We start from the raw sequence: 14,091 nt of genomic DNA on the forward strand, positions 1-14,091 counted from the left end.
ATGTTATATACGTATTCATTGAGGCTTTGGAAATGGTTAGTGTTCAATTTCAGCAAGCTGCATGTCTCCTTTTCCTTTCCCCGTCTTTGCCGTGGATCGGCAGCTATCTTGAAAATATCTCTTGTCAGGGTAACCTACAACTCGTTGTCCGAAGTAAGGTAAAATCAGTAGGCAGGCAGTTGCAAGCGAAACACAGTAAGGATCTTCGTACCAAAGAAACTGCTTAACTTCTTAAGCAGGTGGCTTGATGGCTACGATGCGCAATCGGCGGGTGTCGATCATCCATCGACCTCCCCTGTCCAAGTGCGGCCTAACCTTTTCTTCGATGGTGCGGTAGATCGACGTTTTGTCTGCCGGGGTGACGTCCGGGAAGAAATAATCGGCGAACTTGTTCAGCCAGTCCCGAACCCCTGTCTCTCCCTTGAGTGGAGTTGGACTGTCGAAGTGCTGAGCCAACGTGACGCGGAAGCCAGTCTGCTCAAGCAGGCTGGCGTATTCGCCAATGGTGGGCAAATACCACGGGCTCCGTCCCGCCCACGCATAACCATGCGCCTCCAATGCCTGCTCCATGGCGGTGGTCAGCACGGCGACATTGCCGCTGCCGGCGAATTCGGCAACGAATCGGCCGCCATTCCGAAGGGCCAGCCAGATGGAGTTGGCAACGGCGGAAGCATCTTTGATCCAATGCAAAGCTGCATTGGAGAACACTGCGTCAAAGCGGACATCTGTCCGGTAATGACTAGCGTCTTCTACCTGAAAATTCAGTTCAGGGTATTTCTGTCTGGCCTGCCTAACCATCTCCTCCGACAGGTCAATACCTGTGGGTATAGCTCCGGCGGCTGCGATCTCGGCCGTCAAGTTCCCATTACCGCAGCCCACGTCTAGGATGCGTTCCCCGGGTCGGGGCTGCAGCAAGGTCAACACCCCGACTCCCGGCTTGGCCACAAAATCTTGCTTATCCTCATATACTTCCGAGTTCCATTGACGGGAAGAGTGTTCGTTACACATAGGCTCAGTCTCCTTTTTTAAGGGGCATCCGCATCTGCTCGCGTCCGAAGCCGACTCGATCAGCCCCGCTTTAACCAGCTTCGTGGGTATCAAAAAAAACATCGTAAGGAGGACTTCGTTCGTCGCTTTCGAATTTCGTCTTCCTTGCCTAAATCATAGACTTAATGTATCCATGATAACCATAATACGAAAGCCTGTCAAGACGCTTTTCGAAGACGTGCTTGACAAGCCGCGAATGTTAATGCGAGGCACCCGACACTTTCTCTATGTGCTCTCTTCTGCTCTTGCGCCACCTGGGATTTTAAATCTCTATTTTTGTCTCCAGAAACTCAAGATATTTCGGGTCATCTTCCATCAAAATCTCAAAACCGGCACCCATATAAGCCCGGGTTAGCTCGTCTGCGGCCTTCTCCAGGCTTTCCTGTTCATAATACAACTGTCCTAGCCGAAGATGAATATAGGGGTTGCCCATCCCCTTCGGGCTGTACCGCATTAAAAAAACATTTGAATGCCTTGTCGTAATTGTTCATTCGAAAATGAACATCCCCAATAGCCACGTACAGCCACGTAGCTGCCTCCCATTCTCGATGGTTTTCCGGCAATAAACGGAGGGCCTCGACATACTTATGCTTGCCCGCCTCAAGTTCGCCCGCCTTCACCAAATCATCGCCTTGTTTAGACAAAGCGGTAATTTCGGAATAGGTGGAATCTGAAAGTTGCACTGCCATCCCTCCCGTCCTACTCTTGAATTTAACGAATTATCGTTTTTTGACCTTCATCAAAAATGATTGCGTCCGGTATCTCCAATAAATAGTCTATTGCCCAAATGATATGATTCGTGAAATCTCGTCTCTCATCAGGCGAAAATACAAAGCGAATGCGATCAGTACAATCTTGGATGTCAGGCGGACAATCCTTGACGACACTCGCAACATAATTTGCATCTGCGACTACATTGCCGCCAGTTTCAAAATGTGCCGAAAAGTTCCACCCTGGCCAAAGAAGAATCGCATATTTTTGTTTCGTGAACGGATTCGCCGATGTTTCTATTTTCAGACCATTTTTTGTTTCAAAATCAAAATAGGTGCGTAACTCTGAGGCGAGACGTTCATAAGAGTATGGATTTGACGACTTCGCAAGGTAGGCATGTATTACGGACATGAACCGATTCTCCTGACAATAGGGATGGATGAATTAAAATAATTGTTTTCATCAAACAGGATGTCTCGTTTGCAGCAGAAAGTCAATACGATCATGCCATCAACTCCTCTGGGTTTACACGATCATGTCAATTGTATGGAGCACCTTCTCTTATCCTTTCTGAGAAGAATATAGACCATCTATATTTAACATACTGCCCTAGATCGTTGTATGGGAATCCTGCAAATCTACCAATTTTAATGAGAGTGTACGAGGCCTTTTTGACTGTCCGCAAATCATAAATCAGCCGCTTTAGCTCATGATTTCTCTGGAATGGCCTGCGACAGCGCTTGAACCACGTTGAGCAGCGATGACAAGGTGTTCGTGTCCGTCACGCTGCCATCCGGCCCGATCATCTTACTAACGAACGGAACGGCAAGTGATGCTTCGTCCGGGATAGCCGCGCTCATCATCTTTAGAGTCAGTATCAACGATTGCAGCGCTGCAGCTCCACCATCCGGATGCGGAGACGCGCTTATGACCGCCGTCGGCTTGTTCATGAACTCGCCGGAGGACACGACCCAGTCCAGTGCGTTCTTGAGCGTGCCCGGCACACCTCGCGCATATTCCGGCGTACAGATCACGATCGCATTCGCCGCTCGGAGCTCCTCCCGCCATTCACGCACCGCCCCTTGCATTTGAGCTTCGTCACCGTCTAAGTCTGGACTGAAATGTGGTAAAATCGCGAGCCCTTGATACATACGAAACTCTATACCGGCGGGCATCATTCCTCCGATGAACGAGAGCAACCGCGTATTAGACGATTGCTTTCGCAGACTTCCGGATATTCCTAGCACTACTAGACTTCGTTGTTCCATTCAGTTCACCTTCTTTTCCATTCGGTATCTGCATTATAAACCATATCATTAATGTCATAGTCAATGGGAACATAATTGATATATTTAATAAATAGTCGGTACCATTCCCCCATCCATACGGATTGGAGAACCTTTAAATGCGGATGCATAAGGACTACACACAAATGCAGCTAGTCTGCCTATTTCAATAGGCTTGATAAATCGCTGTATTTCAGATTGAGGCAGGTTTGTCGTCATAAATTTTTTTTCTTTTTCTGAAAAAGTCATATCTTCATTAGGGTACATACCTTCAATGATTTGAAGCACATTTTCAGAGAGTGTTGGTCCTGGCATGATCGTGTTGACTGTAACTTCTGTTCCTCTTGTTAATTTAGATAAACTTTTTGACAATGATAATAGCATTGATTTTGTCATACAATATTGGGGCATTTGTCCTGAAGGCATAATTGCTTCTTCACTCGCAATAAAGATAATGCGGCCATAATCGTTTTTCAACATTTTAGGTAAATAAAATTTAGATAATCCATTTGCGGCAAGAACATTTGTACGGAAGTATTTTTCCCATACTTCATCGTCAACGTCCTCATATTGCATAATTTCATAAATACCCATATTGTTAACTAAAATATCAATATTAGGGTATTTTTCAAATAAAGCTTCTCTTTGTTGACTATCCACAATATCGGCTGTAGCGTTTTGAGGAGAGGTAGCCGGGAAATCTGACTTAATTTCATTTACGGTTCGTTCTACCTCTTCATCATTTCGTCCATTAATTAATACGTGAACACCTTCTTTGGCAAGTTCAATGGCAATTGCTTTACCTATACCTTTCGTTGATCCTGTAACTAAAGCTGTTTTATTGTTTAATCCCATATCCATATCCATTTCTCCTTTTAAATGATTGGCAGTCATTTTTAAAACAGTATTGTGCTCCGGATCGTGATTATATTACCTTGTCTGAATTGTTCAGTAACTAGCATATCGCGCCAAAGTTCTTGTTTAACACGCCAAATGATAAAAACTCAGTAAATTCTAGCGCTCTGTAGAATGGGTTGGGTTGGGAATTCGATTAATGAATCGTCGGCATTCCTAGCCGTCCTTCTGATATCGAGTTTGTACCTACATGTTCCGTACGCCAATTTGAAGGAGTATCCCCTTCCCAAAGGCGGAAGGCACGATAGAACGAGTTCTGGTCTTCATATCCAACCAAGAAAGCCACTTCTTTAATATCGAGCGAGGGGTCCGCCAAGTACTCTCGTGCCTGCTCATGTCTAGCTTGTGTCAACAGATGCTTGAAGCTCGTGTTTTCGTCAGTAAGCCGGCGCTGCAAGGTACGATCGCTCATCCCCAACTCCTTCGCGACAGCCTGAATGTCGGGGCGCCCTCCTGTGAGGCTGCGTTTCATGATCCATTTGACCTTCTCGGCAATGGAGCGGCTGCGCTGCTGTTCATCCAGCGATCGGTCCAGAACGGGAGTCAGGATCTCCAGCAACTCTTCGTTATACGAGACAAAGGGGCGGTCCAAATCTCTTCGATGCAGCGTCAACCGGTTACATTTTGCACCAATCCGGATACAGCAGCCGAAGTAAGCTTCAAGGGCCTGTACATCGCCCATGGAATGCGAAAATTCGACGAACCGCGCCGTCAAAGGTTGACCAGTGCCCCGGCGCCCCAGCTCCAGAAGACATGCCAGCGTGATACCAACCAGCATCGGCGGACCGGGTTGCTCGGTATCCAGCCATTCCAGTTCGATTGTGCAGTGCTCGCCCTCCTCGGTGATACGTAAGCTTTCAGGGGGGCACAGTTGTTTGTACCGAGCCATTCGGTTTAGAGCATCGCGGTAATCACGAGCGTGGTAAGTCGCCAAGACGGTCGGTGGGTACTTCGCTGTTTCAAAGACGGTCGCAAGCTTAATGATTCCTTTGGCCGTGTCGCCTATGAGATCGGAATAAGCCTGCCAGATCGCGAAATATTGGGCGGTGGTGACTGCCGGTTCAGTAATAATGGTGAGCGGTAGTCGTGCTTTGCGAGCTACGTCGTGGGCGGCAATCCCTAATTGGCGTAATCCTGCCCAAAATCCTGGCGGGATTTTAATACGTTCAGAGGTATGAGACTTCAGCATATGGGCCTCCTTTAGCTGCTTACCTATTCAATTGGTTGTGATATTGGTTCGCTCTGTAACTAGCAGAAAGTGACATTTCACTTGCCAATTACGACGTCGAAATGCTTACGCCGCTGAACACGCATGCACAAAAAAAAGACATCAACCAACCTAGTCTGGTCATGCTTCAGGCTGACGTCCTTTTGAGATAACGATATTCAGACCTCTTCGGCGCCGGAAAGATCGTCGAATCCCACAATGCGCGCATCGTGGAAATTCACCAGCACGCCGTAAGGCTCACAGATATCCAGACTCCCCTCGGCGAACAAGATGGACCAGTCCAAGCCGCCCCAGAACGTGAATTCCGGTTCGGCAATCAACGGCGCTTTGTCCTCCCCTTCGGGATCGAGGCCCAATCGGAGATCAAGAAAATCCCTCGCCACATCGGTATAGGGCTTCACCCCGGCGATCCTCTCGCGAATGAACTCGAAATCGACTTCTTCCAGGCGATCGCGGGCGGGCAGCTTGATGGAGAAGAACACTGGCTCTCCTGAAGCCACATATCGACCCTGGGCGAACACTTCGCCGTCGTCGCTCTCATTGATGCGCAGATCACCGATAGGCGAACTCAAAATCTCTTCCTTCATTTCCCGCCCCCCAGTTGAATACCTTGCTTGCCGCACGACAATCCATATATCCTACTATAAGTCCTGTATAAACTAAATACGACAATTTACTTATATTGTCCTCCTTTCGCCCGTTTCCCCAAAACCATCCTTCAATCCATACTTTAGTATCTATGAGGGCGAGTCGTATTGCGGATATAATGCACGTGAATGAGCGTGAATCGCCCAATTCGGCCATATGCAGGCTGTAAACTACGGAGGAGGGAAACATGGATGCGAATCGAAGGTCCGCAGTCATAGTTGGCGTATTATTTTTAATTGCAACGGCTGCGTATATTTCAGGAAATGCAATGATTGAATCTATGATGAGCGCTCCGGATGATCTCAAAGATGTTTATTCAATGAAAGACCAAGTCATCTTGGGAGTATTGCTTGAGCTCATAAATTCCGTCGCTGTTGTCGGAATCGCGATCGTATTGTTCCCGATCTTAAAGCAGCATAATGAAAAAATCGCCTTAGGCTACGTTGCTTTTCGGGTAATCGAGGCTGTGCTCCTTATCGTTGGGACAATCGGACCGCTATTGCTGATCAGATTAAGCCAAGAATACATCCAGGCAGGGGCTCCGGCTCATTCCTATTTTCACACCATAGGTGCGTTAGCGGCAGAAGGCAGTTTTTTGGCTTTCCAACTGGCGATGATTGTACTTGGTTTGTATAGCCTTTTGTTCTGTACTTTGTTGTATCGGTCCAAACTCATTCCGCGATTCCTATCCGTCGTAGGCCTCATTGGATACGCATCGTTGTCAGCCAGCGCCATTGTAGAACTTATGGGTAACAGTGGAATGGTTCTGTATACTCCGGGAGCCCTTTTCGAGATCATGATGCCGCTTTGGCTGATCGTCAAAGGGTTCAACTCATCTAGGACCAGAGCCAATCACAGCAGCAGATGATGAAATCACACGTTACAGGAGGCAAAAAGTGAACGTCTTTCGTTTAGCAATTGTAATCTGCAAGGGAAAAGTTGGGGCGAACGCCAACTTCGTATTCAGCGGAGACAAATTGCAGGCTAAATCGCAATACGGACTTGAATAAAAAGGGAACATTAAAAAATCACCAAATCCATAAAAGGATTGGTGATTTTTTTCATCATCAGCTGAGATTTTATAGGTGAGATCCTCCGCTTACATCGAGCAATTGGCCGGTTACCCAACGGCTGTCCGACGAAGCGAGAAAGGCGGCAACATCCGCAACATCCTCGGTTTCTCCCCATCGGTTGAAGGTTGAAAGACCCGCCGCATATCGCTGCCCATCGGGATTTTGCAGCGTCCCGGCATTCATCTCTGTGTTAATGATTCCGGGCTGAATGGCGTTAACCGTAATATTACGGTTTCCAAGCTGTTTGGCCAGGAGGCGGGTAAAGGTGTCGATGGCTCCTTTTGACATGCTGTAGGTGAACACGCTTGGGGAGGCTACGCGCGTCACAAAAGATGAAATATTAATAATGCTTCCTCCATCTTTCAAACGCGGCAAAGCTTGCTGGGTGACGAAAAGCGGCGCTTTGACATTGATGTTCATCACCTCGTCAAAAGATTGCTCCGTTGTCTCATCCAGGCCGACAATTTGACCGATTCCGGCATTGTTGACAAGAATATCGAATTGCTTGCCGCCCGTATGTTTCTTAAGGGCATCATCCAGTGCCGCGAATAAATCATGAACGCCATCGAGCGTGTTCAGGTCAGCGCCAATCGCGCAAGCACGCCCTCCGCTTTGTTCGATCTGCTGTACGACGGCCTCCGCTTCACTTCGTCTTTTTCCATAGTGCACGGCGACAAAAGCTCCCTCCTGCGCCAGACGCAATGCGATGCTGCGGCCAATTCCCCTGCTCGCCCCGGTGACTAAAGCGACTTTGCCTTCCAACTTATTCATGTCTTCATCTCCTTGTCCGAATTCAAGTATAGTTATATCACAACACATCATTTGAAATGTTGCTCTCCTATTCGGCCCAGTCGGGAATAAGGAGTTGGACGGAGTCCTATGATGAATCGGTAAGGCGTTCGCACAGGAGAACTCATAGACCGGTTTACTGCAATGTCCGAAGTTGTCTACGGATCAAATCGTAAACATCATTCCCATCCGGGAACACGTCCGTCATCGCATAGAATAAGTGGATCATTCCGGGATAGCGCTTTAACGTAACTTTGACGCCGCTCTCGATCATTTTGTGCGCATAGCGTTCTCCTTCGTCGCGAAGCGGATCGTACTCGGCGGTGACGACCAGAGCAGCCGCAAGGCTTGCGGTTTCTCCGAAGAGTGGCGAAGCGAGCGGATTCTTCCGGTTCCATTCACCCAAATAATGGCCGGCGCAGTAATCCAAGAGCGCTTTGGTCAAGAAGTAGCCGGTACCGTAAGTCTCTTTTGATTCATATTCACCGGACCAGTCGGTCAGAGGACAGAGCAGGATTTGATAGGCGATGTTCGGGACCCCATCTTTGCCGGCTCTCTGTGCCACGACGGCAGCGAGATTGGCTCCTGCGCTTTCGCCCGACACAATGATGCGCGTCGGATCCAGACCGAGCGACGCGGCATGCTCGCCCAACCACGCCGCTGCAAACAGGGCTTCTTCGACCGGAACCGGGAAAGGATTCTCCGGCGAAAGCCGATAATCTACAGATAAGACAGCACAGTCGCTTACCGCAGCAAGCTTGCTACACATCGGATCATACTGTTCCATCGTGGTGAAGACGAAACCTCCGCCGTGGAAAAAAAGAATAACGGGGAGCGAGCTTTCATTGGATGGCCGGTAGAGCCGCACGGCGAGCGGCCCGTGCGGTCCGCTCAATTCCAAGGTTTCCGTACTCGCAAGATCGTACGTTTCCAAAATCGCGGTAGCGATGACGACTTTTCTGATTTCCTCCGGCGTCAGCTTATGCAACGGCGGAAATTTCGCATCAAAATCATCCACTCCGCAATGACGAGATTCGCAGCCAGACCGACCCAGATGTTGATCTCCAGCACCTGCTTCACTACCGCTGCGGCCGAATGACCTCCATGCCCCGCCAAATAGATCAGGATGCAAAATGGAGTAAGGAGGCGGGCGCTTGCCGCGACGAGCGTCAATGCGTAATTTCGGACCATCCACGCCCCATGATCATCGAATCGTCCAAGCCTCGCTTTTTGATAACCTTTCCAGCCTGTAAACAGCCACAGAATACCCAAGGTCAGGAAGGACATCTGTCTAACATAGCTCGTTGCGAACATCCCGACCGTAAGTCCGGTTATGCCACCAACTGCAACAAGCCTCAAATAAATCCGTCCCGCCAATCGGTGGATATCCGTTCGCCGCTTTCTCAATCCGGGGAGAAACTGCAGCCAGCCAATGACAAGAGCAAGGAAGGAGCACCAAATATGCACGAGCAGGAGCGGATAGTGCGGCGGAAACGAAGGATTCAGTTCTACCCGGATGAGGCCCGGATCAAGATAAAGATAAGGAGCGACGGCAAAACCGGCCGCCCCTAAAGTAAGCACCACGATTACACCCCAAAAGATGCGGACTTTGCGTGTTTCCGTCATCCGCCATGTTCCTCCCGTCGGCCGTCAGGCCTCATCACACCTGCGGGAGCTGTTACCACCCAGCCGATGATTTCTTCGATCGTCATGGCCAAACACTCCTTTCCTAGCTTGATATCTCAGCTATTGCCTGATAAGTGGACGGATCTGCAATCGATTTGATCATGAAATCCGCCAGATCGGCGCGCGATATTCCCTCGGCACCTAGCAAAGGCTTGTTTACAGCCGTGCGGTAAGCTTCCGTTCGCGGCCCGTTCGTCAGCCGCGGAGGGCGAACGACGGTCCAAGTAATGCCGGAGGAAGCTCGGACTGCCGCTTCCATGCGCGACATGTCCTCATAAGCATGTTTATACATCCGCTGTATGACGTATCGGATGACCAGCCGCTGCGGCAGCGGCGTAGCGACGGGGACTTCCAGCCCCGCCGACGAGAGGCAGACGAGGCGGCGCACACCTGCCGCTTGCATCGCCTCCATGATATTTACCGTTCCAGTAGAATAAACCGTTGTCGGATTCCGGTGGGATACGCCAAGTGCGGATAGCGCCGCATCCTTCCCGCTCATCGCCTGCCTGAAAGTGGCGGGCAGGAGAACGTCGCCCTTGAGCACTTCCAGCTTATCGTGGCGAAGATCAAACGCCTCAGGCCTGCGGACGACAGCGGCGACTTCGTGCCCCTCCTCTAAGGCTTGAACGACAACCTGCCGGCCGGTGCCGCCGGTAGCGCCGAATACGATGAGCTTCATTCCGCAGCTCCTCCGGCGAGTACTTCAACGAGCCGTGTCACGATCGCTTTATGGCCAGCGAGGGTAGGATGAACACCGTCGGGTCCAAGCAGCAAATGAGCATCAGGCACCGCAAATTCCGCTTGCGTATCCACAACTTGATCCGGCAGGCTGCGGATGATATCGCCGACACGCGCAATATCCTCATTACGCCAACTAAGCTGGCCGAATTGAAAATAAGGATAAGCCGCAGCGCGCTCTTCGTTGAAGGTCGGCGGAGTCAGCCACACCCAGCCGGCATTTGTCCGATCGGCCGCGATACGCCGGATCGCCGCTAGGTTTTTGGCCGTTTCTTCGGCGCTGACCTGCGTTTTGGCTGGTTCCCGGCCAATCCTCATCGCGTCGTTGCCGCCGATCATACACAAGATCCAGTCCGGCTCCCTGGCGGCAATGCCGCTCATCCTCCCCAATACTTGTGCTGTCGTATAACCTGATATCCCTTCGTTAATAAACCGGATTCCGTCGTGCGGCCTCCGCAGCCCGACAAGATGGCGGAGCAATTCAAACCAAGACAGCAGGTCGTCGGTTGTGCTTTCGCCGATCGCAATCACCGTCTGCCCCGCTTGGATCGGCAAGCGATCCACCTTACCGGCAAACGCCGAATCTTCCAGCAGCACCAAAGCCGCATCCTCCGCCTGCTGTGAAAGCTGACGCTTAATTGTTCTGTAGGTGTCCACATCCATGTCATAGATAGCAGCAAGAGTCTGTTCTTCCATCTTGCGCGCGAAGGGCAGCAGCTTCTCCGGATGCTGAGATTGCACCAGCTTCACCCACTGCGGATTTACATTCGTTTCCATTATGATTTCATCTCCTCATCTCATGAACATGCCGCCGTTGATTTCAAGCGTCTCGCCGGTTACGAACGCGGAAAGCTCCGAGGCTAGGAACAGCACGGCGTTCGCCACATCCTCCGGCAGCCCCTCGCGCCCGAGCGGAATACCGGCGATGATCGATCTGCGGATCTCTTCGGTTTTGAACCGGTCATTATCGGTGTTCGCGATGACTCCCGGGGTAACGGCGTTGACGCGAATGCCTTTGCCGGCGAACTCCTTCGCCAAACGCCGAATGCGGCGTGAACCTCCTTCACAAGCGAGTCCATCTGACGAACCTCCGAAAGGTCGGCATGAAAAGCAGCCGCTTGCCCTCCTGCTTCCTGGATGCGGCGCACCGTTTCCTTCGCCCGCTCTTTATTGCGCAAGTAATGGACGGCGACAATCGCGCCTTCGGATGCCAGCTTTTCCGCAACCGCCCCGCCGATCCCGCCGCTTCCTCCCGTTACTAACACCAATTGTCCGGTGAACAGTTGATTCATCATTTTGCCTCCTTGACTTCGGTGTGATCTTTCCTGGTTTGGCTTAACATTCATGTCATGCTTTCCGCGCAGCTGCAATCGAGCCCCAGAACAGCAGCATGGCAATAAGCGGATGAAGCGCCGCAATAACGAATACGGATGAAAACACCTGAACCGTTAGAAACTGCATGACTACGAGCAGGAATAGTGCAAGGCTGAGGAAGCGATCGCGTCCCTTTATCCCTCCTATGAAGGTGAGAAGAAACATAGCCAGAGGCACCATAGCGAAAATTTTCACGAACCAAGCGTGCGCCTGCCACTTGGACGGATCCCCGAAAGTCGCCATTCCCGCCAGAAAAACTTGAATGACAATACAACCCAAGAAGGCCCATGCCAGAATCCTGTACGCGATACGCCCTATGTTCATGCTGTCCCCCTCCTTTCTACAATTTTTTGAGTTGACATCACTTATCGTAACCGGTGAATCTCTCAAAAAACTGAGTGAAATAGTCACAAAACAGTCACCATTTCGTTACAATTCATTCAAAATAAGCCGAGCACAGCCATAGATGTGCTACAATATTTTCAAATTCTCATTTAGGAGTGGCAGAGGTGAGCGGCTTGAGTTTGAGCGGAAAACGTACGGTACTCATTGTCGATGACGATAAAGAGATCGTGGAATTAATGCGAGATTATCTTGAAGACGAGCAGTTCGACACCGTCGAAGCGTTCAGTGCCGTTGAAGCGCTCGAAGCACTGGACCGCGGGCCGATCGATTGCATGCTGCTGGACGTCATGATGCCAGGGCAAAACGGCCTGGACCTGTGCCGGCACATCCGCAAAACGCACGATCTCCCTATCCTGTTCCTCAGCGCGCGCGGAGAGGATATGGACAAAATACGCGGGCTGAGCTTGGGCGGGGACGATTACATCGTCAAATCGGCCACCCCTGAAGAGGTTGTAGCGCGCATCAAAGCTGTACTTAGGCGCTATGACAAAAGCGAAAAAGAGACGAAATCGGAATGGAGGTTCGGTAGGCTCCTACTGGATGTGAAGGCGCATGAAGCCGTGCTGGACGGACGACCGCTGCCGCTAACGCCGAAGGAATTCGACATGCTGTGCCTTTTCGCGGAATACCCGCGCCAGGTATTCACATACGATCAACTGCTGCAGCGATTTTGGGACGGGATTGGCGACAAGCATGCGGTAACCGTGCACATTGGGAGAATTCGCGAGAAAATCGAAGAAGATCCGCGAAAGCCGAAAATCATTACGAATGTGTGGGGTATCGGCTACCGGTTCGAAGGGGTACGAGGATGAGGCCGCGGCTTCGCATCCGCCAGTGGATGATGATCGGCATGCTCATCGTCATGCTTCTGCCACGGTTATTATTTGAAATATCGGATCTGCTCGATCGTTACGTCATCGGAAGCTCTCTCTATGAGCGGCAGCAATCCGCCTTGACTGCGGCGATCCGTACCGTGAGCGAAACGAATGCGGCCCGATGGGCGGAGCCGGATTGGCAGGCTTCGCTGCAAAGTATGGCCAAGCTGTCAGGCCTCGGAATCATCCTGCTGGATGACTCCGGCCGCGAAATTCTGCATGCCGTCCCAGCCGGTACGGAGGAAGCCGCGAATCGCCAGCTAAGCGTCATCGAACATGGCGAGGTACGCGGCCAAGCCCTCTTCTTTGTCCCGAAGCGGAGCAGCGGGCTGGCTACAGGTTGCGCCATAATTACTGCGATAGGTGCGATCTTGTTCATCGGCTGGCAGATGGGACGCTTTGTCGTCAAGCCGCTTGAAGCGATGAGTGCGGCAGCCAGACGGATTGCCGATGGCGATCTTGATTTTCACTTGCCCGAGTCCAACGTGCTCGAAGTAGCAACTGTGCGATCGGCCCTTGATGCCTTGGGCAGCAGCCTGCGCGAATCCTTAACCCGCCAGTCCGAGCTGGAGGAAGAACGCCGTTTCTTTATTAGCGCGATCGCTCACGACTTAAGGACGCCGTTATTTACGCTGCGCGGGTTCTTGACAAGACTGGAAAAAGGAATGACCGGCAATCAGGAGAAAGCCGCACGGTATATTTCAATCTGCAGCAACAAGGCCGAGCAGCTTGAGCGGCTCATATCCGATCTGTTCTCCTACACCAAGCTCGAATCGATTGAGCAGACGCTGCGGCCGGAACTGGTGGAACCGGGCCGTCTCTTCGCAGAGCTTGCTGAAGAATTCCGCCCTATAGCTAGGGAAAAAAGCATTGAGCTTAACTATAAAGAGGACGTGTATAAGGAAGACGTTACTTTTATAGGAGATTCGCATTTGTTACGACGAGCGGTAGGCAATCTAATAGACAATGCCGTCAGACATACACCTTCTGGCGGAAATATTATGTTCGGTTGGCGAAAGGAAGACGATCGCATTGTCTTCACGATTGAAGACACCGGAACCGGTATTGTTGAACAAGATTTGACGCTTGTATTTGAGCCGTTCTATCGAGGGGATAAGTCCAGAAATCCGGCGTACGGAGGGGTTGGTCTTGGATTAACGATTGCGCGTCGAATTGTCCGAGCGCACAAGGGAGAAGTTACCGTTCAGAACCGAAGCCTGTCCGGTGGTGCTATTTTTACAGGGTGGGTACCTTTGGGTTAGCGGCTGGCTAAACAAACAGCACCTTCACGATAAAACGGTGAAGGTGTTGTTGAC

The 14,091-nt window shown here is 50.9% G+C and carries 17 protein-coding genes and 2 pseudogenes; 4 read left to right on the forward strand and 15 right to left on the reverse strand.

Annotated features, from left to right (window positions below; all coding sequences use genetic code 11):
• Nucleotides 1-227 (forward strand): hypothetical protein (locus NI000_RS15925; protein ID WP_253412150.1); only part of this gene is annotated, 227 nt, incomplete at its 5' end.
• A gap of 4 nt (nt 228-231) precedes the next feature.
• Here NI000_RS15925 and NI000_RS15930 read toward each other — a convergent pair.
• From NI000_RS15930 to NI000_RS15960, 7 genes and pseudogenes are all read right to left on the reverse strand, one after another.
• Nucleotides 232-1,008 (reverse strand): class I SAM-dependent methyltransferase, encoded by a 777-nt coding sequence (locus tag NI000_RS15930; protein ID WP_253412152.1) that lies wholly within the window; start codon nt 1,006-1,008, stop codon nt 232-234.
• 301 nt (nt 1,009-1,309) lie between these two features.
• Nucleotides 1,310-1,730: pseudogene (locus tag NI000_RS15935) on the reverse strand (tetratricopeptide repeat protein).
• A 28-nt stretch (nt 1,731-1,758) separates the two neighbouring features.
• A complete protein-coding gene (locus NI000_RS15940; RefSeq protein ID WP_253412156.1) occupies nt 1,759-2,169 on the reverse strand; it encodes a hypothetical protein in 411 nt (136 codons plus the stop codon).
• Between the two features lie 296 nt (nt 2,170-2,465).
• The gene (locus NI000_RS15945; protein ID WP_253412158.1) at nt 2,466-3,026 is read right to left on the reverse strand and encodes an NADPH-dependent FMN reductase; all 561 of its coding nucleotides are present in this window, start codon (nt 3,024-3,026) and stop codon (nt 2,466-2,468) included.
• Nucleotides 3,027-3,110: 84 nt separating this feature from the next.
• Nucleotides 3,111-3,905 (reverse strand): SDR family NAD(P)-dependent oxidoreductase, encoded by a 795-nt coding sequence (locus NI000_RS15950; RefSeq protein WP_253412609.1) that lies wholly within the window; start codon nt 3,903-3,905, stop codon nt 3,111-3,113.
• Nucleotides 3,906-4,095: 190 nt separating this feature from the next.
• Nucleotides 4,096-5,148 carry an AraC family transcriptional regulator gene (locus NI000_RS15955; protein ID WP_253412160.1) on the reverse strand — a complete coding sequence of 351 codons (1,053 nt, stop codon included), beginning with the start codon at nt 5,146-5,148 and terminating at the stop codon, nt 4,096-4,098.
• A gap of 197 nt (nt 5,149-5,345) precedes the next feature.
• Nucleotides 5,346-5,774 carry a hypothetical protein gene (locus tag NI000_RS15960; RefSeq protein WP_253412161.1) on the reverse strand — a complete coding sequence of 143 codons (429 nt, stop codon included), beginning with the start codon at nt 5,772-5,774 and terminating at the stop codon, nt 5,346-5,348.
• Nucleotides 5,775-6,022: 248 nt separating this feature from the next.
• Here NI000_RS15960 and NI000_RS15965 point away from each other — a divergent pair, with 248 nt between their 5' ends.
• Complete coding sequence (locus NI000_RS15965; RefSeq protein WP_253412163.1) at nt 6,023-6,703, forward strand: DUF4386 domain-containing protein; 681 nt, start codon at nt 6,023-6,025, stop codon at nt 6,701-6,703.
• 211 nt (nt 6,704-6,914) lie between these two features.
• On the opposite strand, the gene NI000_RS15970 is transcribed toward NI000_RS15965, so the two are convergent.
• The 8 genes and pseudogenes from NI000_RS15970 to NI000_RS16000 form a co-directional block, all read right to left on the reverse strand.
• Nucleotides 6,915-7,679, reverse strand: a complete 765-nt coding sequence (locus tag NI000_RS15970; protein ID WP_253412165.1) for an SDR family oxidoreductase — start codon at nt 7,677-7,679, stop codon at nt 6,915-6,917.
• Between the two features lie 154 nt (nt 7,680-7,833).
• Nucleotides 7,834-8,685, reverse strand: coding sequence for an alpha/beta hydrolase (locus NI000_RS15975; protein ID WP_253412167.1), 852 nt, complete (start codon nt 8,683-8,685; stop codon nt 7,834-7,836).
• Entirely contained in the window at nt 8,673-9,323 is a 651-nt protein-coding gene (locus NI000_RS15980) for a DUF2306 domain-containing protein (protein ID WP_253412169.1), read from the reverse strand. The genes NI000_RS15975 and NI000_RS15980 overlap by 13 nt, the downstream gene beginning before the upstream one ends.
• A 103-nt stretch (nt 9,324-9,426) precedes the next feature.
• On the reverse strand, nt 9,427-10,062 hold the full coding sequence (locus tag NI000_RS15985) for an NAD(P)-dependent oxidoreductase (protein ID WP_253412171.1): 636 nt from the start codon (nt 10,060-10,062) through the stop codon (nt 9,427-9,429).
• Nucleotides 10,059-10,898, reverse strand: coding sequence for an SGNH/GDSL hydrolase family protein (locus tag NI000_RS15990; protein ID WP_253412173.1), 840 nt, complete (start codon nt 10,896-10,898; stop codon nt 10,059-10,061). Before NI000_RS15990 ends, NI000_RS15985 begins: the two co-directional genes overlap by 4 nt.
• A gap of 15 nt (nt 10,899-10,913) precedes the next feature.
• Nucleotides 10,914-11,159, reverse strand: a complete 246-nt coding sequence (locus tag NI000_RS36955; RefSeq protein ID WP_309247904.1) for an SDR family oxidoreductase — start codon at nt 11,157-11,159, stop codon at nt 10,914-10,916.
• 62 nt (nt 11,160-11,221) lie between these two features.
• Nucleotides 11,222-11,467 (reverse strand): annotated as a pseudogene (locus tag NI000_RS36960) (SDR family NAD(P)-dependent oxidoreductase); the annotation flags it as partial.
• Nucleotide 11,468: 1 nt separating this feature from the next.
• On the reverse strand, nt 11,469-11,819 hold the full coding sequence (locus tag NI000_RS16000) for a DUF6220 domain-containing protein (RefSeq protein ID WP_253412175.1): 351 nt from the start codon (nt 11,817-11,819) through the stop codon (nt 11,469-11,471).
• A gap of 200 nt (nt 11,820-12,019) precedes the next feature.
• Between NI000_RS16000 and NI000_RS16005 the strand changes: the two genes are divergently transcribed.
• Together NI000_RS16005 and NI000_RS16010 are read left to right on the forward strand one after the other, a co-directional pair.
• On the forward strand, nt 12,020-12,712 hold the full coding sequence (locus NI000_RS16005) for a response regulator transcription factor (RefSeq protein WP_253412611.1): 693 nt from the start codon (nt 12,020-12,022) through the stop codon (nt 12,710-12,712).
• Nucleotides 12,709-14,037, forward strand: coding sequence for a sensor histidine kinase (locus NI000_RS16010; protein ID WP_253412176.1), 1,329 nt, complete (start codon nt 12,709-12,711; stop codon nt 14,035-14,037). The genes NI000_RS16005 and NI000_RS16010 overlap by 4 nt, the downstream gene beginning before the upstream one ends.
• Nucleotides 14,038-14,091 lie beyond the last annotated feature (54 nt).

Origin of the sequence: Paenibacillus tyrphae (genome assembly GCF_024158745.1) — a bacterium.
Classification (GTDB): Bacteria; Bacillota; Bacilli; order Paenibacillales; family NBRC-103111; genus Paenibacillus_G; species Paenibacillus_G tyrfis_A.